The organism is Glaciimonas soli (genome assembly GCF_009497155.1).
In the GTDB taxonomy this organism is placed as follows: Bacteria; Pseudomonadota; Gammaproteobacteria; order Burkholderiales; family Burkholderiaceae_D; genus Glaciimonas; species Glaciimonas soli.
Genome location: NZ_WINI01000008.1, coordinates 199,343 through 221,670 on the forward strand (window position 1 = coordinate 199,343; position 22,328 = coordinate 221,670).

General features: G+C 49.1%; 14 protein-coding genes. 11 read left to right on the forward strand and 3 right to left on the reverse strand.

Annotation, left to right across the window (positions count from 1 at the left end):
- Positions 1 to 182 precede the first annotated feature (182 nt).
- Together GEV47_RS16330 and prmC are read left to right on the forward strand one after the other, a co-directional pair.
- Positions 183 to 680 carry a disulfide bond formation protein B gene (locus tag GEV47_RS16330; RefSeq protein WP_153235841.1) on the forward strand — a complete coding sequence of 166 codons (498 nt, stop codon included), beginning with the start codon at positions 183 to 185 and terminating at the stop codon, positions 678 to 680.
- Complete coding sequence (prmC, locus tag GEV47_RS16335; protein ID WP_153235842.1) at positions 680 to 1,540, forward strand: peptide chain release factor N(5)-glutamine methyltransferase; 861 nt, start codon at positions 680 to 682, stop codon at positions 1,538 to 1,540. Before GEV47_RS16330 ends, prmC begins: the two co-directional genes overlap by 1 nt.
- Before the next feature lie 17 nt (positions 1,541 to 1,557).
- Here the strand turns inward: prmC and GEV47_RS16340 are convergent, their stop codons facing one another.
- A complete protein-coding gene (locus GEV47_RS16340) occupies positions 1,558 to 2,232 on the reverse strand; it encodes a response regulator (protein ID WP_153235843.1) in 675 nt (224 codons plus the stop codon).
- Between the two features lie 373 nt (positions 2,233 to 2,605).
- Positions 2,606 to 7,162 (reverse strand): beta strand repeat-containing protein, encoded by a 4,557-nt coding sequence (locus GEV47_RS16345; protein ID WP_194270688.1) that lies wholly within the window; start codon positions 7,160 to 7,162, stop codon positions 2,606 to 2,608.
- Positions 7,163 to 7,594: 432 nt separating this feature from the next.
- Here GEV47_RS16345 and GEV47_RS16350 point away from each other — a divergent pair, with 432 nt between their 5' ends.
- Complete coding sequence (locus GEV47_RS16350; protein WP_153235845.1) at positions 7,595 to 10,675, forward strand: hybrid sensor histidine kinase/response regulator; 3,081 nt, start codon at positions 7,595 to 7,597, stop codon at positions 10,673 to 10,675.
- A 68-nt stretch (positions 10,676 to 10,743) separates the two neighbouring features.
- Here the strand turns inward: GEV47_RS16350 and aqpZ are convergent, their stop codons facing one another.
- The gene (aqpZ, locus tag GEV47_RS16355) at positions 10,744 to 11,439 is read right to left on the reverse strand and encodes an aquaporin Z (RefSeq protein WP_153235846.1); all 696 of its coding nucleotides are present in this window, start codon (positions 11,437 to 11,439) and stop codon (positions 10,744 to 10,746) included.
- 293 nt (positions 11,440 to 11,732) lie between these two features.
- Here aqpZ and GEV47_RS16360 point away from each other — a divergent pair, with 293 nt between their 5' ends.
- The 8 genes from GEV47_RS16360 (at position 11,733) to coaE (ending at position 22,198) form a co-directional block, all read left to right on the forward strand.
- Positions 11,733 to 14,087: a Tex family protein gene (locus tag GEV47_RS16360; protein WP_153235847.1), complete on the forward strand. Its 2,355-nt coding sequence runs from the start codon at positions 11,733 to 11,735 to the stop codon at positions 14,085 to 14,087.
- Between the two features lie 161 nt (positions 14,088 to 14,248).
- Positions 14,249 to 15,199 carry an octaprenyl diphosphate synthase gene (ispB, locus tag GEV47_RS16365; RefSeq protein WP_153235848.1) on the forward strand — a complete coding sequence of 317 codons (951 nt, stop codon included), beginning with the start codon at positions 14,249 to 14,251 and terminating at the stop codon, positions 15,197 to 15,199.
- Between the two features lie 158 nt (positions 15,200 to 15,357).
- Positions 15,358 to 16,656, forward strand: a complete 1,299-nt coding sequence (locus GEV47_RS16370) for an HlyC/CorC family transporter (protein WP_153235849.1) — start codon at positions 15,358 to 15,360, stop codon at positions 16,654 to 16,656.
- Positions 16,657 to 16,670: 14 nt separating this feature from the next.
- Positions 16,671 to 17,180 carry a DUF2127 domain-containing protein gene (locus GEV47_RS16375; protein WP_153235850.1) on the forward strand — a complete coding sequence of 170 codons (510 nt, stop codon included), beginning with the start codon at positions 16,671 to 16,673 and terminating at the stop codon, positions 17,178 to 17,180.
- A 225-nt stretch (positions 17,181 to 17,405) separates the two neighbouring features.
- Positions 17,406 to 19,106 (forward strand): type IV-A pilus assembly ATPase PilB, encoded by a 1,701-nt coding sequence (gene pilB, locus GEV47_RS16380; protein WP_407646267.1) that lies wholly within the window; start codon positions 17,406 to 17,408, stop codon positions 19,104 to 19,106.
- A gap of 100 nt (positions 19,107 to 19,206) precedes the next feature.
- Positions 19,207 to 20,439 (forward strand): type II secretion system F family protein, encoded by a 1,233-nt coding sequence (locus tag GEV47_RS16385; protein ID WP_153235852.1) that lies wholly within the window; start codon positions 19,207 to 19,209, stop codon positions 20,437 to 20,439.
- Positions 20,440 to 20,547: 108 nt separating this feature from the next.
- The gene (locus tag GEV47_RS16390; RefSeq protein ID WP_153235853.1) at positions 20,548 to 21,438 is read left to right on the forward strand and encodes a prepilin peptidase; all 891 of its coding nucleotides are present in this window, start codon (positions 20,548 to 20,550) and stop codon (positions 21,436 to 21,438) included.
- 100 nt (positions 21,439 to 21,538) lie between these two features.
- Complete coding sequence (gene coaE, locus GEV47_RS16395; RefSeq protein WP_153235854.1) at positions 21,539 to 22,198, forward strand: dephospho-CoA kinase; 660 nt, start codon at positions 21,539 to 21,541, stop codon at positions 22,196 to 22,198.
- Positions 22,199 to 22,328: the final 130 nt, after the last annotated feature.

A 22,328-nucleotide genomic window follows, 5' to 3' on the forward strand; every position in this document is an offset into this window, starting at 1 on the left:
TACACCTTACGGTTAAAATGGGTTCGCGCATTCGCGGAAACGACGAATGGGGTGTTGCCAGCAGTATTGAACAGCCTTGCCAAGCATACCCTTGGCGTTTTGAACCAAAGAAAGCTACGCATATCTTATACTTGCGCTATATTTCGGCAGAAGCCAATTAACCTCCATCTACGCATAAAACTATGAAAACAACCAAATCCATTTTGCTCAGCGTTGCCTTTATCGCTTTCGCCATTTTGGGCGCTGCACTCTATCTGCAGCATGTCGTCGGTTTGCAGCCATGTCCGCTATGCGTGCTTCAGCGTTACGCTTTTGCTAGCGTTGCTCTGATTTGTTTGATTTGTGCCGGCATGCCGAACGCCGTACGCAAAGCCGGTGCTGGCCTGGGAATTTTGGCTGCCATTGCTGGTGCCGCCACGGCTGGCTGGCATTTATGGATCATCGCTCATCCAGCGGTTTCATGCGGACGTGATGCACTGGAAGCTCCGATGAATGCCTTGCCAATGGCATCATTATTACCATCAGTGTTTAAAGTCGATGCCTGGGCATTGTGCTCTACCGTTTACGCTCCCATCCTTGGTTTATCGATCCCGCAATGGTCATTAGTCTGGTTTGTGGTAATCGCCGTGATATTGGTCATGGCATTGTTTAAACGAGAAAATAAACGCCGTTTTTCATAATGACGCAGATCTTCGCGCAATACGCCGTTGAGTCCGGCAGCACTATCGCCAAAGTGCTGCAAACCGCCCCTCTGCCGCCGCTGGAAAATCGTATCCTGCTGATGCATGCGCTGCAATTGACGCGCACGCAATTGATCACACAAGATCAGCGCACCCTAGATGCGCAACAAGCACAGCAATTATCAGCATTGTTCCAGCGCCGCCAGCAGGGCGAACCGATTGCCTATATCGTCGGCAAACGGGAGTTTTTCGGTTTGAAATTCATCGTCACGCCGGACGTATTAATCCCCCGCCCCGACACTGAACTGCTAGTCGAGCTGGCCTTAGATCGGTTGCCAGACGACGCAACACAATTATCGGTATTAGATCTCGGCACCGGCTCTGGCGCGATTGCCATTGCGATTGCGCACAGTCGTCCTGATGTTGCTGTGACAGCGGTTGATGTCAGCGCTGCAGCATTGGCTGTTACCCAGCGCAATGCAGAGACTCACCTCGCACCAACGGCGTTATTTCGCACGGTGCAAAGCGACTGGTATGCTGCGCTCAGTGAACAACGCTTCGACGTCATTGTTTCGAATCCACCCTACATCGTCGACGGCGATCAACATTTATCGCAAGGCGATCTGCGCTTTGAACCGACTGATGCATTGACCGATCATGCTGATGGGTTATCGGCATTACGTCGCATCATTGCCGATGCAAAGAATCATTTAAAACCTGATGGCTGGTTGTTGATGGAGCATGGTTATGACCAAGCTTCAGCAGTGCGCGCACTGTTGCAGGAGCAGCACTTTAATGAAGTGCAAAGCTGGCAGGATTTGGCCGGGATAGAACGGGTGAGCGGCGGTAAGATCAAATGATCGCCCCATCAATCAACTCACTCCATAGTGATAGTCGACGACAGCGCCAACCCTGTCTCCATCACGTATTTGTAAATATCAATATCTCGTGTTATCCCTAGCTTTTTCATTGCGCTGATCTTCTGCCCGCTAATGGTTTTTTTGCTGCGATTGAGACGCTCGCTGATCTGGTTGACCGTCAAACCGTCACCTAATAAACGAATAACTTCGGTTTCACGACGCGTCAACATCACCGGCACAATACCGGCAATCTTGTCGCCAGTTCTGACACCAATCATTTCCTCTATCGCTGGCGACAGATAACGGCCATTGGAATAAGCGGCGTGAATCGCGGGTATCAAATGCGAAACATCGTCCGATTTACTCACCACGCCATTCACATGTTGCGCCAACAAAACGTTGAGCATGGCAGGGTTATCCATCATCGTCAGCACAACAATTTTCAATGAGGGATAAGATCGCCGAAGAAACGATAGCATCGCCAGACCATCGCCATAATCACCACCAGGCATGCCGTAATCGGTCACCAAAACATCACACTCGGTGCAATTAAGTTTGTCGACCAACTCTGTTGAATTGCTCGCATCGCCGACATAAGCAATGGTTTGTACTTCTTTCAGCGCTTGTCGAATGCCCAACAACATAACAGGATGATCATCCGCAAACATCACGCGTATGTTAAACCTACTCATAAAAACCCTATAAATTAGAATAATTCCATTCGTTTGATCAGGCATAAACGCGACCCAAATTCGCAAACATTCTGGAATAATGAATAACAAAAACGGCACTGATAACAAAGTTCACGAATGATTTGATAATGGAGTAAGTACGTAGCGCGGATTAGTGAATACTCATCCATAAATCATATTGTGCGCTTTCTATTTTTCATTTACAAACAACAACATAATGACATTTACGCAATTCAAAATTTATTATTTCGTCATTATTTAATATTTCTAAACTCAATTAAATATCGATGCGATAAACATAAAAGGCTGCCACATCAATTCGCTCAAGCGATGTGACAGCCTTTTCACTGTTACTTAACAGTTTCGGCGTCGATTAATCACCAAATACCACACCTACACCCGCACGGATGATCGTGCTATTGCCACCGGCTGAGGAGACGCCAGCGTTCACGTTGAGATTACCGCGACGATTCCAGTGCGAAACCCCGACACCCAGACCAACCTCACCACGATAACCAGCAACACCAGCATTTAGCGTCGTTTTACCCGGCAAGTACGGTGTGACCATATTCAACGCCGCCGACGCCGCAATACCCTGACGCGCATACCTATCAACATTGTTGATATCTTGTTCAACTTGATTAAAGCGTTGATCAGTGTAGCTATTCGCGCTCTGCAAGGTTTGACTTGCGGAGTTGCTAATAGCTGTATTCATCTGGCCGACGTTGGCAGCATCAGTATCATTTACACCAGCTTGTACGTTAGTGATAGCACGTTCGTTACCAGCAGATCCAACCGAAACCGAGTTGTCTTGCGTAGTGACCGACCCAGCACCCAACGCGACGCTGTTGTTGTTACTGGCAGTCGCACCAGCGCCGACTGCCACAGCGCTGGTTCCATTAACCGTAGCTGCATGGATAGTGCCAGTCGCATCATCCGTCGTTGCTACATGTGGATTAGCCTCTACCGAAGATGCTGGCGGATTAGCCTCTGCCGGAGGAGCTGGCGGATTAACCACAGCAGGATTTGCCTCTACCGTAGTCAAACGATTATCGATATTGGTTACCTGCTGCTGCAAACCGAACAACTGGCTACCATTGACGGCATCAGTGCTGGTTGCGGTGATACGACCTGCTGCCACGTTGGTTAATATAACGTTGGTAGTCGCACCCAGACCGCCTAACGTCACCTGACCACGGTTGCTTCCCGGGTCATACACCACAGCGTCCAGGGCATTACCGTCTGCATCAGCCAAACCACTTTTCGCCAACGAATCAGTAAGCTGTTTTACGTTGACAGCATCAGTATCGTCTACACCTGCCGCAACGTTATGAATTGCGACCGGGCCAGTCGACTTACCATTACCCATGGTCACGCTGTTGTAGTTGATCGAACCGTCAGCGTTTTGATCGTAAGTCACCGCTGCCAACGCATTGCCATTCGTATCGATCAGGCCAGACGCCTTCAGTTGCGACACATTGACTGCATCGTTGTTATCCACACCATTCGCAACGTTCTTGATTTGTGTTCCAGCAGCACCGTCCAATGTGATCGACGCTTTCGACGGATCGTCGTAAGTCACAGCCAGGTCGCTCAAATTACCAACTTGATTTTTGACCGCGGTCAACTGATCAAGATTGACCGCATCCGTACCAACGGTGCCTTCTGCAACATTGACGATTTGACGCTCACTACCAACATCACCGACAGAAACACTGTTACTACGGTTAGCAACCGAGTTGGCGCCAATCGCTACCGAATTCGAACCGGCAGTCACTTGTGCCTCTGTATCAGCCTCTAAACCATCAGCCTTAAAGAAGCGCGTCGCCGCTGTCAGGTTAGTCGTAACATCACCAATCTGCGTACTCAGATTGTTCGATACTGTCGTGATCTGCGCGCCTAAGTCAGTTTTCGCAGCATCCAATTGACCTACGTTCACTGCATCAGTCGCATCGGTTCCAGCCATGACGTTCTTGATTTGCGTACCCGCAGCACCGCTCAATGTGATCGACGCTTTCGACGGATCGTCGTAAGTCACAGCCAGGTCGCTCAAATTACCAACTTGATTTTTGACCGCGGTCAACTGATCAAGATTGACCGCATCCGTACCAACGGTACCTTCTGCAACATTGACGATTTGACGCTCGCTACCGACATCACCGACAGAAACACTGTTACTACGGTTAGCAACCGAGTTGGCGCCAATCGCTACCGAATTCGAACCGGCAGTCACTTGTGCATCTGCGTCTGAAGCTAAACCATCAGCTTTAAAGAAGCGCGTCGCCGCTGTCAGGTTAGTCGTAACATCACCAATCTGCGTACTCAGATTGTTCGATACTGTCGTGATCTGCGCGCCTAAGTCAGTTTTTGCAGCATCCAATTGACCTACGTTCACTGCATCGTGTGCATCGACACCATCAGCAATATTTTTCAATTGCGTACCAGTCGCTGGATCTCCAGCCAAAGTCACGCTGCCATAATTGATCGAACCATCTGGATTTGCATCGTACTTCACCACCTGATTAGCCAACTGCCCGACATCGCCCGAGACCGCACTCAATTGACCAACATTGACTGCATCAGTAGTGTTCACACCAGCAGCGACGTTAACAATCTTACGTTCGCTACCAACCGCACCTACCGAGACCGTATTGGCTTCGCTCGCAACAGAGTTCGCACCAATGGCAACCGAATTCGAACCCACTGTTACCTGAGCATCGGCATCGGCAGTCAAACCATCGGCTTTAAAGAAGCGCGTCGCCGCTGTCAGATTAGTCGTAACATCACCAATCTGCGTACTCAGATTGTTCGACACTGTCGTGATCTGTGCGCCTAAGTCAGTTTTTGCAGCATCCAATTGACCTACATTCACTGCATCAGTCGCATCGGTTCCAGCCATGACGTTCTTGATTTGCGTACCCGCAGCACCGCTCAATGTGATCGACGCTTTCGACGGATCGTCGTAAGTTACAGCCAGGTCGCTCAAATTACCAACTTGATTTTTGACCGCATTCAACTGATCAAGATTGACCGCATCCGTACCGGCAGTACCTGCTGTCACATTAGTCAATGTACGCGTGTTGCCATCCTTATCCGCAAAACTGACGTTAACACCGTCCGTATCTTTACCAACCGTCAGATCGGCACCAGCTGCAGCTTGCTGCACTAAACCTATTGTGCCGTTATTCAGGTTATTGGTCAGATTGCTGATGTCACCTTCATTGATAATCACACGGCCATCCAGGTTACTGATGTCGCCAGTGTTCTTTGCAATATTGACGGTGTTCTGACCAACTTGTGTATTCGTTGCGAACAACTGCGAACCATTCACCGCATCTGTGCTGGTTGCGGAGAGATTGCCCGCTGTCACATTAGTCAATGTACGTGTGTTGCCATCCTTATCCGCAAAACTGACGTTAACACCGTCAGTATCTTTACCAACCGTCAGATCGGCACCGGCTGCAGCTTGCTGCACCAGGCCGACGGTGCCATTGTTGATGTTGTTGGTCAAAGTCGTAAGGTCACCGGCAACGTTAGTAACGTTAGTGTTGGTCGTGTTCAAACCAGTGTTAAGACCGTCCAGCGCAGCACCCACATCATTGTAAGTTGTGCCTTGCACGGTATAACTTGGGAGGGTGATTGCGCCAGTAGAGGAGTCGTAGGCTGCGGTACCGCCCAGCGCTGTAGCGACGCTATTGCCGAGCGTGTTCGATTTCGCAGCTTCCGATGTCAATTGACTGACGTTCACAGCATCGGTCGCAGCAGAACCAGCGGCGACATTGGTCATGCGGCGTTCGTTTCCGACCGACCCCACTGACACCTCGCCCACAGGCACAATACCGGCCAGTGTCGAAGCGCCGGGATTGTATGCGCTAGCAGACAGAATGGCGTTGGTCGTCGAGCCAGCGCCCAGCGCTACCGAATTGTCTGCCGATGCGAATGCTTGCGAACCCAGCGCCACGGACGCTTGGCCATTGGCCTTTGCAGACGAGCCAATGGCGGTCGCTGAAGCTCCCAATACTCTCGTGTTAGAGCCCAATGCAACGGAATAATCACTATTTGTATATGCTCCCGAACCCAGCGCAATGGACGCCTGGCCACCGGCGGTTGCAGACGAGCCAATGGCGGTCGCTGAAATACCCGACGAGCTCGCGTCAGCGCCCAAGGCAACGCCATAATCTCTCAATGCATAAGCATTTGCACCCACGGCCACCGATGAATCACCATTAGTCAGTGCAGCGGTCCCCACCGAAACGGTATTGTCGCCCGATGAAAGAGCCGAGCTTCCTAAGGCAATGGCGCCCTGACCTACAACGCCAGCAGAACTACCAATAGCAAGGCTGTCCTGCCCGTCTGCTATGGCGGAATAACCGATGGCACTGGAGCCCGAACCGAATGCAGATGCGAACGCGCCAATGGCGACCGTCTGGTCGTTGGACGCAGAGGAATTCGAACCGATAGCAGTGGCCCCGCTGCCATTTGCTTTGGCACCAGCACCAATCGCTGACGAATCACTACCCGCCGCATTTGCCCACGAGCCAATAGCAACTGACTGATTACCTGTCGTAGTAGCATAATCGCCCACAACAACGGTAGCAGAGCCTGTAGAAGAAGCACCGTTACCGATTATCACCGCACATGCTTTAGCACCGCCATTGTCGTCTTCGTCGACACAATCGGCCTGGCTGCCAACCGCATAGTCACCAACGACGGTGTTGCCAGGGTTACCTTGTACGGCACCATCACCCGCAACATACGCCTCTGCCCGACGTGGCACAGAAACACCGACAGCAGCCGAAGCGATCAATGCCAACGCCAATGACCTCACCGCTATCGATGATGTACTCTTGGTATGGCCTTTAGCAGTTTCAGCCGCTGCGGTCCATGTGCCTGCTGTTGCATTCCAGATTACGCGATAAACTTGATTCATTGTAGAACTCCAGGAAATTAAAAAAATACTTAACAAAGGAGATCTCGAAAACCTACTGCTTGTGCAAAACTGATTTAGTACGCCAGCAATAGGCATAACGATGTTTGCTATGGTTTTTCGAGATTTCCTCTACATCGGAGATACGTCGCGATCAAAATAATGAACAACCTGACGACCTCTGTGTAACGTCATTAAATCTTTGTGAGCAGCTCTTTATTTGCTTTAGAATTTAGTGATGTAGCGAGTATATTTTTCACACCCTGTCATCGATACAGGGATAGTCCCAAGTGAATTTCCTGAACCGCAAGACTAGTCTCAAATATGTGTTTCCTAGGGCTACAGCGTGTTTTTCACATTCCGTTCTAATTAATAAAAAGTAATAATATCGGGCGCAAATACAACGCATTGTTAAAACAAGACACAATTTATCTTATGGCTGCTGAGCAAAAAAATAGGGTACTGAAATTACTTGGGCGTTATCAGCGCACGTTGCTGTTTGGAGGCGGAGCAGTGCTGTCACTAGTGATCGTGCTGCTCGGCGCGCTGGATGCGTGGATGCAAGTGAAAGACAACATTGCGGATAGCCGCACTGTTGTGCAGCAGCCGGCCGAAGCCATCCGCAGGATCGTGCTGATTCGGCAAACCTATTTGCGCGGTGTGGCTTATAGCGCTGAAGTACGCTGGAAAGAAACGCCTAAGTCGTATAAGAAATTCATTAGTACTCTCGCAGCGCAAGGTGGACGAGGAATTTTGCCAATCAGCGAACCTGGCGAGAGAGTTTTTATCATGACCACCGGCGCAGGCCAATCAACACAAGCAGCAAGCCAATCGTTAAATCGATATCTGGCAATCACAGAAGTCTTTTGTAATTTCTCTAATGACAGCTTGCTACTACGCAAGGCAAATACCATCGAATCTAACAGCGCTTATATCTATGCTCCAGATAATAGTTTCGTCGCGATTTACCCGTACTCAAAAATCAGAAATATCCCCGAGAAGCAGGCAGAACAAGTGACTGCTGCGCAGATACAACGTATTACAGCGCGGTTTGGGAATTTCAAAGATGCTGACGTCAACCAGCGCTTGCTGGCAAGCCGTGCCACGATTTGGCTACCGCCGATGCCCGGTCCGGCAGATGGGGAAAATATCATTGCGATGGTGCAACCGGCTTTCGCCAATGGCGTTCCATTTTTGATTTTCAGTAGCAATATCTCGACCAGTGTCATGCAAAACATTTTGAATCAGGCGCCTCCGAATAGCGAACTTGCCATCCTGGATCAAAAGCACCACATTCTGCTAGAAACCGAACAAACAAAAGAGGCAGGAGCCAGTCTGGCCACGCAGCTCGTGAATTCACCTGCATGGCACAGTAATGTGCCGTTATCGACGCCATTTTCCTATCAATATACCCATGGCATTTTCTCGACTACGCGTGAATTATCGGATCTGGGCTGGACTTTGATGTATGCCTATTCATGGCGCACCATTTTTTCAGAGTTAAAAACCGAACTCATCAGCATCATGGCTGCAGTACTGCTGACGCTGGCGTTGTTGTGGACTTTTTTGCTGTTGTTTAATCGCAAGGTGCTCACACCTTTGTATCACAGTTCGCAACGCGTGTTTGAGAGTGAAAATCTGAACCGCACTATCATCAACACAGCCCCCGTCGGACTAGCTTTGTTGACAGCGGCGGATGGCACAATATTGCTGCAAAATGACGTGATGAGTGCCTACGCCAGCCGCTTACACGATGTGTCTTTATCGCAAAAACTGATGCAAACTTATCGTCAGAAAGTCTCATCTTCTGGCAGCATTAATGCAGCAGAAAAAGACAGCGCGCTGAACATTCAAGAAGTACCAATTGCATTCGCCACAGAACATGGCAACACCACCCATTTATTGGCCAACATCGTCGAAACTAGATATCAGGGAATCGACACACTACTGTGCGCATTCACCGATATCACCGCAGGAAAACAGATAGAGCAGAAATTGGAAGAAGCACGTCAGGCCGCCAACGATGCCAACAGTGCAAAATCGACATTTTTGGCAACGATGAGCCATGAAATCCGCACACCTCTGAATGCCATTCTCGGCAATCTGGAATTGCTAGGTCACGCGCCGCTGTCCATTGAACAAGATGAACGCCTTGGTATCATCACCGCATCATCTAATTCTTTGCTGAGCATTATTAATGATATTCTTGATTTGTCCAAGGTCGAATCGCGTCAAATGATACTCGAACAAGTGCCTTTCGCATTGACGACCATCTTCCAGGATGTGGTGGCGATCTTCACCACGATCGCCACATCCAAAGGCATTCGCCTGTCTTGCATTGTGGAACCTGAGATTGCGCCATTGTATCGCGGTGATCCCACGCGTTTGCGTCAAATCGTCACCAACCTGGTGAGTAACGCAATCAAATTTACTAGTGCTGGCGGCGTGATCATCAATGTGTATTCTGGCACTGCGGTCAATGCTGAGACGGGGGTCGCCATGATTGTCATTCGTGTCAGCGACACCGGCATTGGCATAGCCCAAACAAGTGTGTCGACATTATTCGATGCGTATATGCAGGCAGATAATTCCATCAACCGACGCTTCGGCGGTACCGGCTTAGGACTGGCACTGTGCCAGCGATTGACGCAATTAATGGGTGGCACCATTACTGTTGAAAGCACACTGAATGTCGGCAGCACCTTTACTGTGACTCTGCCATTGCATATCGCGCAGGCTGGCGATGAAATCGCCACGGTTGACCATGTGTCGGCAATCAGTGACGGTAACGAGGAGGAGGATGAGTATGCCGCCATCACCGTCTTGGTAGCAGAGGATCATCCTTTCAATCGCACCTTGTTACGGGATCAACTGACACTGCTAGGTTGTGAGGCAGACATTGTTGAAAATGGACTGGAAGCATTGCGTGCGTTTGGCGAAGAAGACTACGATATCGTGTTGACCGATCTGAACATGCCAGTGATGAGTGGCTATGCTCTGGCTACTTGTTTACGTGATCAACGCAATACGATACCGATCATCGCCATTTCTGCCCACACCACACCGGAAGAAAGACAGCGTTGTATTGAAGTGGGAATCACTGATATCGTGATCAAACCAATATCGTTAATGGCACTCGATAAAGTGCTGCATAAGTATATCCCGCGATACAGCAACAAAAAAATCCATCAAGGTGTAACGCTCGCACCTGCAGCGATATCACAGAAACACACGCCCTTCACGCAAGACATGATTACGCTGCTTCACAACACAACAGCGAAATCATTAGTCGCCATCCGGCACGCGATCACTCAGCAAGATAGCGCGTTGGCGAAAAGTGAATTTCACTCCATAAAAGGAGCATTTGCTATGGCAAAAATGCCAGAGGTGGCGCAACTATGTCAGCGCATGGAAGGTTTTTCACGCAGCGATGATTGGGCACAAATCTTATCTGCCATGCCTGAGCTTGAAACAGCAATACATAGCGCATTGGCAGCGTTGGCAGAGAACATTTGATCGTCATTCTCTAAACGCAAAAAAGCGCGGCATGCCGCGCTTTTTTTAACACTGAGTATCTATTTTCCTTACTTCTTTTCGCCGAAAATCGCCGGATAAACAATCCCCGCCAACAACGCGCCCGCCAACGGTGCAACCCAGAATAGCCACAATTGTTGCAGCGCCCAGCCACCAACAAAAATCGCCTGACTGGTGCTACGTGCTGGATTAACCGAAGTATTGGTGACAGGAATACTGATCAAGTGAATCAAGGTCAGGCAAAGACCGATGGCGATCGGTGCAAACCCTGCTGGTGCGCGGGCATCGGTTGCCCCCAGAATCACCATCAAGAACATGAAAGTCATCACGACTTCACAAATCAGCGCGGCATTCATCGAGAAGCCGCCTGGAGAATGCTCACCAAAACCATTCGCTGCGAAACCGCCGATATCTGCACCGGCTTTACCCGTAGCGATCAGATATAAAATTCCCGCAGCGATGATGCCACCAACGACTTGGGCGATCCAGTATGGAATTATTTCGGCTTTAGGAAAACGACCGGCTGTTGCCAAACCCAATGTGACCGCTGGATTCAAATGACAACCTGAAATGTGGCCAAGCGCATAAGCCATCGTCAATACGGTCAAGCCGAAAGCCAATGCAACGCCAGCAAAGCCAATGCCAAGGCCAGGGAAACCTGCAGCCAGTACAGCACTGCCACAACCGCCAAGGACTAACCAGAATGTACCGAGTGCCTCGGCACCCAAACGCTTTGAAAGATGCATATAAATCCCTAAAATAAAGTTATTAACGTTAATAAAATAAAAACAACATCAAAACGTAGTCTATTTATCAATGTGGTCAGTAGCTTATTTCTTAGACTGCGATGGCACAATCAAAAAGTATTTATTTCACAATCGTTTGCATTTGAATCATAAATGCTCCTAGCAAAATTTCCAACAAGATATTTATTATCCCGAACACTTTGCGCTAATGCGCTTGTCAAGACTGGCGAAATTCTCCCAATTGCGTATCATCGCCGTCTTGTCCAACGCTTGAATATGATTCTTTAGCCCACATGCTGCCTTCCATTGAACAACGTCTCGCCCTCGAAATTGCTGCTAAACCTGTGCAGATTGCTGCCGCCGTCGCCTTGCTGGATGAAGGTGCGACTGTGCCGTTTATCGCCCGCTATCGCAAAGAAGTGACCGGTGGTCTCGACGATATCCAGTTGCGCCTGTTAGAAGAACGTTTGCGCTATTTGCGCGAACTGGAAGCACGTCGTGCGTCTATCATTGCCTCCATCGAAGAACAAGGGAAAATGACACCGGCGTTGCTCGCCGATATTAGTCTGGCGGAAGACAAAACCCGTTTAGAAGATTTGTATTTGCCTTACAAACTCAAACGCCGCACTAAAGCGCAAATCGCCGCTGAAGCTGGCTTAACTGAGTTGGCTGACGCCTTGATGGCTAACCCAGCATTAAATCCAGAGGAAGAAGCTGCCAAATATCTGAAGCCGGCTTTCAGTACCGCTAGCGGCGACAATCCCGGCGTGGCTGATACAAAAGCGGCACTGGATGGCGCACGACAAATTTTGATGGAGCGCTTTTCGGAGGACGCTACACTACTGCAATCGTTGCGTGAATACTTGCTGGAGCATGGCGTAGTCGAATCCAAAGTAATCGAAGGCAAGCAAGATGCCGGTGAAAAATTCGCTGATTATTTCGACTATTCCGAAACGCTAGGCACGATTCCATCGCACCGTGCGCTGGCGTTATTCCGTGGTCGCCGTGAAGAAATGCTGAGTGTCATTTTGCGTTTGGATACCGAAGAAGAAAAACCGAAATGGGATGCGCCGCATAATCCTTGCGAAGGCCGGATTGCCAAACAATTTGGCATCGCCAATCAAAATCGTCCCGCTGACAAATGGTTATCGGATACCGTTCGTTGGGCATGGCGCGTCAAAGTATTCATGCATCTGGAAACTGAATTGATGACCAATTTGCGTGAGCAGGCGGAAGTCGAAGCCATCAACGTGTTTGCCCGCAATCTGAAAGCATTGTTACTGGCCGCACCGGCCGGACAGCGTGCCACCATGGGCTTGGATCCGGGCTTGCGCACCGGCGTGAAAGTTGCCGTGATTGACGCCACCGGGAAAGTGGTCGCTACACACACCATTTATCCACATCAGCCGCGCAACGATTGGGATGGTTCCTTGCACACCTTGGCGCAATTGGCAGAACAGCATAAGGTCTCGCTGATTTCCATCGGTAACGGTACTGCGTCACGCGAAACTGACAAACTTGCGCAAGACTTAATTAAGCTGCGCCCAGAATTACAGATGACCAAAATCGTCGTGTCAGAAGCCGGCGCATCCGTGTATTCGGCATCGGAGTTTGCGTCGAAAGAATTACCGGATATGGACGTATCGCTACGTGGCGCAGTGTCAATTGCACGACGCTTGCAAGACCCGTTGGCAGAGCTGGTGAAAATTGATCCGAAATCGATAGGCGTCGGTCAGTATCAGCATGATGTCGGACAAACCCAATTGGCACGTTCGCTCGACGCAGTGGTGGAAGATTGCGTGAATGCGGTCGGTGTGGATGTGAATACGGCGTCAGCCCCATTGTTAGCTCGCGTGTCGGGATTGAGCAGCAGCGTGGCGCAAAGCATTGTGACCTATCGCGATATGCAAGGTGGATTTGCATCTCGTGCAGCGTTACGCAAAGTGCCGCGTCTTGGCGATAAAACCTTTGAACAGGCAGCAGGCTTCTTGCGTGTGATGGGCGGTGAAAATCCATTGGATAGTTCAGCGGTGCATCCTGAATCCTATCCATTGGTAGAAAAAATTCTGGCCGACATCAAGAAAGATGTGAAGAGTGTAATCGGCGATGGCGGCTTGCTGAAGTCGCTTAATCCTGCCAAATACGCAGATGAAAAATTCGGCGTGCCGACCATCAGCGACATCTTGAAAGAGCTGGAAAAACCCGGACGTGATCCTCGCCCGGAATTCACCACAGCGACTTTCAAAGAAGGCGTAGAAGAAATCCGTGATCTGCGCCCTGACATGATACTGGAAGGCGTGGTCACCAACGTCGCCGCCTTCGGCGCGTTTGTCGATATCGGCGTCCATCAAGATGGCTTGGTGCATATTTCTGCGCTCTCCAACACCTTTGTCAAAGACCCGCATACGGTGGTTAAGGCCGGACAAGTCGTGAAGGTAAAAGTGCTAGAGGTCGATGAAAAACGCAAACGTATCGCGCTGACCATGCGTTTAACGGATGCAGCACCGGTTCCCGGCGCCAAACCCGAACAACGTGCTGATCGCAATGATGCCAAACGATTATCACAACATCAACAACGCTCGAATGCACCGGCGCCAGAATCGGCCAATGGTGCGATGGCAGCGGCATTTGCCAAGTTAAAACGATAAGTTTTTGCCCTTCCTCCACCCTCGGAGGAAGGGCAAACATATGAAATTAATACATACACGCAAGACTATTCCAGCCAACATCGTATAATCACGGCACTTACCATTTACTAACAGGTTTTATTGTGTCTGCCGCTTTGCATCCCCCTTCACAGCAATCCATCATGGATCCCATCGCCACCGATATGGAGGCGACCAATGTGGTTATCCGTCAGCAATTGCATTCTGATGTGCCATTGGTGAATCAAATTGCCGAATACATCATCAGCGCTGGCGGTAAACGTTTGCGCCCGGTGTTGGTATTGTTGATCGCACAAGCTTGTGGCTATCAAGGCAACAAACACCACGATCTGGCCGCAGTGATTGAATTCATTCACACTGCCACGTTGCTGCATGATGATGTTGTCGATGAATCATCATTACGGCGTGGCCGACAAACCGCTAATGCGCTGTTTGGTAATGCCGCGTCAGTTTTAGTGGGTGACTTTCTTTACTCACGCGCATTCCAGATGATGGTCACGGTGAATCATCCGCGCGTCATGCACATCGTGGCCGATGCCACCAACGTCATCGCTGAAGGCGAAGTGCTGCAATTGCTTAATATGCACGACCCGGATATCACTGAAGAACGCTATCTGCAGGTGATACGCTCCAAAACTGCGAAATTATTTGAAGCAGCTGCACAGCTTGGCGCATTGATCGCGGGTAGTGATGAAGCCGTGATCGATGCCGTGGGTGAATATGGCCGTTCGCTCGGCACCGCATTTCAGTTGATTGATGATGTACTCGATTATTCTGGCAACGCTGCCGATATCGGCAAAAATGTTGGTGATGATCTGCGCGAAGGCAAGGCAACTTTGCCGCTCATTTATCTGATGCAGAACGGTACAGCGGCCCAACGAGAATTGGTACGCAGCTGTATCGAGAACGGCGATGAGCAACATTTCGACGAAATTCTCGCAGCTATTACGCAATCAGGTGCGCTAGCTTATACTCGCCAGGAAGCTGAAAAATCATCACAACGCGCCAGCAACGCTATAGCGACATTGCCTGATAGTCGATTTAAAGACTCATTGCTGCAGTTGTCGACGTTTGCAGTTGATCGCAATCACTAATCGAATTGCTCCTCTCGCCCGCTGATGGGAGAGAGGAGTTGAACATCTAACATTACTATAAAGGCCGCAAAAAATTTCGTCATCCTTCTGCATACGACGAACCAATTTATAAATGAATACACACTCAATCCATCCTCTTCTTTCTTTACGGTGACCCTTTGGATACCGTTCCCATATGGGTGCAATTTCTTGCACTGTCTATCTTAATTCTGTTATCTGCTGTATTCGCCATGTCCGAAACCGCCCTGATGGCGGCCAATCGACACCGTCTGCGCCATCTTGCTAAACGCGGCAGCAAAGCGGCGACTACCACTTTGTGGCTACTCGAGCGCACGGATAAATTGTTATCACTGATTCTGATTGTCAATACCCTGGTCAATGCGCTGGCAACCGCGCTAGTCACTGCGATTGCCATCAATGCCTTCGGCAATCATCAGGATGTCATTACCATCGCCACCGCCGGCGTGGCTTTTTTATTGATTATTTTTGGCGAAATCACCCCGAAAGTGATCGGCGCGACTTTCCCCGAACGCATCTCACTGGCGGCCAGTTTCGTACTCAGACCCTTGATGACCATTGCCAGACCGGCACTATGGTTCGTGAATATTTTTGTTTCTACCTTGCTCAAAATTCTACGTTTGGACACTGAAAAAAATAGTCATGACCTACGTGTATCGCCTGAAGAAATGCGCTCTATCGTGCTCGAAGGTGGCAATTTCATCCCGCAAAAACATAAAAGCATTTTGCTCAATTTATTCGATCTGGAAAAAATCTCAGTCGAAGATGTGATGACGCCGCGGGCACAAGTGGAAGCGCTGAATCTCTCGGTATCGGTCGAAGAAATCAAACATCAGCTAACCACTTGTTATCACAACAAATTGCCGGTGTACGAAGGTGAAATCAATCACATCGTTGGTATTTTGCATGTACGCAAAGCGATGGCTTTACTGAATCAGGAAAATGAACTCAGCATCGATCATTTCCGTGCGCTGCTAACACCACCGTACTTCGTGCCGGAAGACACGGACGTTTTCACGCAACTCCAATATTTCCAGGAAAATCATGAACGTATCGGCGTTGTCATTGACGAATATGGCGAAGTGCAAGGCTTAGTGACGCTGGAAGATATTATCGAAGAAATGATAGGGGAATTTACCACCTCGGTTCCCGGTGCAGCGCGCGCCGACAGTTTCAAATGGGATGAGCACGGAGTTTGCCGGCTGGAAGGCGCCACCACACTGCGGGACATCAACAAACGCCTGGGATTGGATTTTCCGTTAGATGGTCCGAAAACCCTGAACGGCTTGTTATTGGAATGGCTACAGGATATTCCTGAAAATAACGTCAGCATAAAAATTGCCGGCTGCGTGATCGAGATCACCCAAGTGCAAAACCAGGCGATCAAAGTCGCCAAATTAATACGCCCGAAAAATCATCAGAAAGCACAACCACATTAAGCTGTAATCCTCACATGTCATCAACCACTCACGTCACGTCATCTGCCTCTGAACGCCGCGCAATGCGGCTGATTGCCATGTTTGAAGGGCTCAAGGGCTGTGCAGCCATATTGGTTACTTTCGGCTTGTTGACCTTGCTGCATCACGACATTCGCCATCTGGCTATTGCTCTGATCGGCCACTTTGGGCTTAATCCCGATTCTCGCTATTCTTCGATTTTTTTGCACTACGCAGATATTTTGAATGATGAAAATCGGCGCACCATCGCATTGATAGCTGCGGCCTATATCACACTACGTTTTGCCGAGGCCTATGGCTTATGGCACAACCGTATATGGGCGACCTGGTTAGGGGCGATTGCTGGCGGGATTTACATCCCGGTTGAAATACTTCACCTCTGGCATCATCTCAATCTCATCAACGCCGCCGTCTTGCTGGGAAATTTGCTGGTAGTGGCGTATCTGGTACGGCAGATTTGGGTGGAACATCAAAGACGACGAGCGCAATCTGCAGTTGATGCGTAATTAATTTGACGGCCACTCCAAGCATGACGTACCGCCTCACCGTGTTACGAGCAAGTTTATAAGTATTGTCGTAATAAGCAGCAAACTAGGCCAGCAAAACCTTTACAGATGAGTTGTTTATAGGGCATCATCGCACAATCGAATTGCCCTAATGCATCTTTTACTGATTCTGTATTGGTTTCCCCTATGGCTGCGGTTCTCCCTAATACCTCCACGAACAGCACGATGTCTGGACTAGCACGTGCGCTGTTACAGGCTGGGCGCTTGTCATCTGCGCAAATCGAAGGAATAAATAAAACTATCAGCGGTGAAAGTGGTGAGAAAACCCCTTTCATTGATGTTTTGCTCAGTTCCGGGCATCTGAATTCCTATGATTTGGCCATGTTTTGCGCAGAAACCTTTGGCTACCCATTACTTGATCTGAACGCACTAAACCTCGCGTCACTGCCAGAAAAAGCGATCGACTCCAAATTGATGCTAGAGCAAAGCGTCATCGCTTTGGCCAAGCGCGGTAATAAAATTTACGTAGCCATTTCCGACCCTACCAATACGCAGGTGTTAGCTCAAATCAAGTTTCACACCGAGCTGACGGTTGAACCCATTATTGTTGAGCGGCCGTTGCTGCTCAAGCTAATACAAAAAAATGCTAAAAGCGCCGAGCAAAGTCTCCAGGAAATGGTCGGAGATGATGACGAAATCAATTTCGCAGAAGAAGATACAGCTCTCTCCGCCGCTGACGCAACCAATGCGAATGATGTTGAGGATGCGCCTGTCGTACGCTTTTTACAAAAATTATTAACAGATGCGATCAATCAAGGCGCATCAGATTTACATTTCGAACCATTTGAAAAATTCTATCGTGTCCGTTTCCGCGTCGATGGCGTGTTACGTGATATGGCGCAACCACCATTGTCGATCAAAGAAAAACTAGCTTCGCGCATCAAAGTGCTGTCGCGACTAGATATTTCCGAGAAGCGTGTGCCGCAAGATGGACGCATGCGTTTGGTGGTTTCCAAAACCCGCGCAATTGATTTCCGGGTCAGTACCTTACCGACTTTATTTGGCGAAAAAATCGTCATGCGTATTCTCGATCCTAGTCAGGCGCAAATGGGGATTGATGCGCTGGGCTACGATCCGGATCAAAAAGCGATTCTGATGGATGCGATTCAACGCCCTTACGGCATGGTACTGGTGACTGGCCCTACCGGGTCGGGCAAAACCGTATCGCTGTACACCTGTTTAAATATCCTGAATCAACCCGGCATCAATATTTCAACGGCGGAAGATCCGGCCGAGATTAACCTTCCAGGCGTCAATCAAGTCAATATCAATGACCGTGCCGGCCTGACTTTCCCGGTCGCGCTAAAGGCTTTTCTCCGTCAAGATCCTGACATCATTATGGTGGGGGAAATCCGTGATCTGGAAACCGCCGACATCTCAATCAAAGCAGCGCAAACCGGACATATGGTGTTTTCCACACTACATACCAACGATGCGCCGTCGACCTTGACGCGTTTGATGAATATGGGTGTGCCAGCGTTCAATATCGCCTCATCGGTGATTTTGATTACAGCACAGCGGCTGGCACGACGTTTGTGTACTTGCAAACAACCTTTATTGGTGCCAGAGGAAGCGCTCATAGAAGCAGGGTTTACCGAAGACGATTGCGATGGCACCTGGATGCCCTATAAGCCGGTTGGCTGCGATCGTTGCAGCGGTAGCGGCTACAAAGGCAGGGTCGGCATTTATCAGATCATGCCGATTTCAGAAGACATCGAACGCATCATTCTCTCGCATGGCACTGCACTGGAAATTGAAGCACAAGCAAAACTGGATGGCGTCAAAACTTTACGTCAATCAGGACTGGTTAAAGTAAAACTTGGATTGACGAGTTTAGAAGAAGTCGTAGGCTGCACCAACGTATAAGCAGTGGCACACGTTTTGCTCCTCTTCGACATGCGAGTAAGAATGACAAAATTCGTCACATTAGCTACTAAATAACAAAGCATCGTAAGGAATACAGTCCATGGCAACTGCAGCAAATGCACGCGGCACCGCACTTCAGGTTAAAGAACGGGTTTACGCTTGGGAAGGCAAGGACAAAAAAGGTCGTACCGTGCGCGGCGAAGTCCGAGCCAGCGGCGAAGCCGTGGTCAATGTTAACTTGCGTCGACAAGGCATTAAAGTCATCAAAATCAAGAAAAAAACCATGCGTAGCGGTAAGAAAATTACCGAGAAAGATATCGCACTATTTACCCGCCAGCTAGCGACCATGATGAAGGCCGGTGTGCCATTATTGCAATCATTTGATATTGTCGCCAAAGGACATGCCAATCCATCGGTATCCAAACTGATCAATGAGATCCGTGCCGATGTTGAAACCGGTACCAGTATGAATCAGGCATTCCGCAAATTCCCTCTGTATTTTGATCCACTGTTCTGCAATCTGGTTGGCGCAGGTGAGCAAGCAGGTATTTTGGAAGATTTGTTAAGCCGTTTAGCAACCTATAAAGAAAAAACCATTGCGATTAAAGCCAAGATTAAATCGGCACTATTTTATCCGGTGGCTATTTTGGCGGTCGCATTTATCGTCACGGCAGTCATCATGATTTGGGTAGTCCCCGCTTTCAAGACAGTCTTTTCCAGTTTTGGCGCCGACTTACCAGGTCCAACTTTAATCGTCATGGGCATCTCTGACTTTTTCGTGGCAAACTGGATGTTCATTTTTGGCGGCATGTTTATTAGTTTTTATCTGTTTTTCCAATCATGGAAACGTTCCCTCAAAATGCAGCGCTTCATGGATAGCGCGCTATTAAAATTCCCTATATTCGGTGAAGTAATACGAAAAGCGACTATTGCCCGCTGGACCCGAACATTGGCAACCATGTTTGCCGCCGGCGTACCTTTGGTCGAATCGCTCGATTCGGTTGGCGGCGCTTCTGGCAATATGGTGTATCTGGATGCAACCAAAAAAATTCAGGGTGAGGTCAGTACCGGAACCAGCTTGACAGTTGCCATGCAAAATGCCGAAATTTTCCCGAATATGGTGACGCAAATGGTCTCCATCGGCGAAGAGTCCGGTGCGCTAGATCAAATGTTAGGCAAAGTCGCCGATTTCTTTGAGGCAGAAGTCGATGAGGCCGTGGCATCAATATCGAGTTTGATGGAGCCCTTCATTATGGTGATTTTGGGTGTAATCATCGGTGGTTTGGTTATCGCAATGTACTTGCCTATCTTTAAATTGGGCTCAGTGGTTTAATTTCCTCCTGTGTTACATCAGCTCTTTCACAAGCCCTCAGTATCTGTGCAGATAATCGCTGCACCTCCCTTCTCCCGCAAACAGGAGAAGGGTTTTTAAAGCCCTATCATGTTGAACGAATTACTCAGTAACACCACCGATGGCATTTTTTTCGCAGCAGCAGGTAGTCTGATTCCAGCCATTTTCGCTGGTATTTTCGGTCTGTTAGTTGGCAGTTTTTTGAATGTCGTGATCCATCGCCTGCCCATCATGATGCAGCGCGAATCGGACAATTATGTCGCACATGAAAGCGGTCAGGCGCTTCCGCACACAGATCGCTACAATCTGACGTTACCACGTTCAGCTTGCCCAAAATGCCATCATCAAATTGGCGCGCTAGAAAATATTCCGGTGGTAAGCTACCTGGTTTTGCGCGGCAAATGCTCGGCCTGCAAAACTCCCATCTCGGCACGCTACCCGATGGTCGAATTATTTACTGGCGCACTATCGGCATTTCTGATCTGGCATTTTGGCAGCGGCTGGATGGGGCTGGCGACGCTACTGTTTGGCTATCTGCTAATCGCCATGACATTTATTGACGCAGACACGCAATTATTGCCAGATGATTTGACATTGGCATTATTGTGGTGCGGTTTGCTAATTAACCTCAATGGCACGTTCGTCCCATTGAGTGACGCTGTAATCGGCGCAGCTATCGGTTATCTGGCATTGTGGTCAATTTACTGGATATTCAAACTCGCGACTGGCAAAGAAGGCATGGGTTATGGTGACTTCAAGTTACTGGCAGCACTAGGTGCATGGCTGGGCTGGAAAATGCTCCCGGTGATTATCTTGTTTTCGTCGGTAGTCGGCGCGCTTGTCGGCATCGCGCTTATACTCTTTAGCAAACGTGGACGCGATAACCCCATCCCCTTTGGCCCTTATTTAGCTGCTGCCGGTTTATTGGCATTGCTATATGGGAAGCCAATTTTGGAGACTTTTTTTAATTTTGTGGTTTAGTATTGTCTCAGCATGATGTGCCATACGCAGACAGTACGGCAAGTAGAGACAACACCGATGGGACAGTTTTGCGTATGCCCTATTTATGGTTTAATCACGCATGCCATCCCAAACATCTCACACCAAACCAAGTCGCTTTACCGTCGGTCTGACCGGCGGCATAGGTAGCGGTAAAACCACGGTAGCAAATTTATTTGCTACTCATGGTGCGGCGATTATTGATACCGATGTAATCGCTCATCAACTTACTACCCCTGATGGCAAAGCTATAGCCGCCATTCGCGACACTTTTGGCAATGACTTCATCGCCGCCAACGGCGCGATGAATCGCGTCAAAATGCGCGAACATGTATTCTCTGATCACAGTGCCAAGCTACGCCTTGAAGCAATACTACACCCACTGATTCGCGCTGAAACGGCACTAGCCGCTGAACAGGCTGTTGGCGCATATGTCATATTGGTAGTGCCATTGTTGGTCGAATCTGGCAATTGGCGACGACGTGCTAACCGCATTTTGGTTGTTGATTGCGATGAGGCGACGCAAATTGAGCGAGTATTACACAGAGATAAGCAGAAAGACGCGCACAATACATCGCGCAGTACGCTGAACGAAGCGCAAGTACGCGCTATCATGGCAACACAAGCATCGCGCCAACAGCGCTTGGCCGTTGCCGATGATGTGATTACGAATAATGTCGATACCGCCTCTTTGGAACAACAGGTAACGCAATTACATGTGTTTTATTCAAGTTTGCGTTAACTTAAGATTAAGTTATATCCAAGCTTCGTAAAAGATCACTGTTTTTTGTATAAAAAATGGTTGAACATTTGTAATTTTCGTACGCATCGTTCAAAATCACTACTTACTAGGACTTACGCAAAATTGTTCC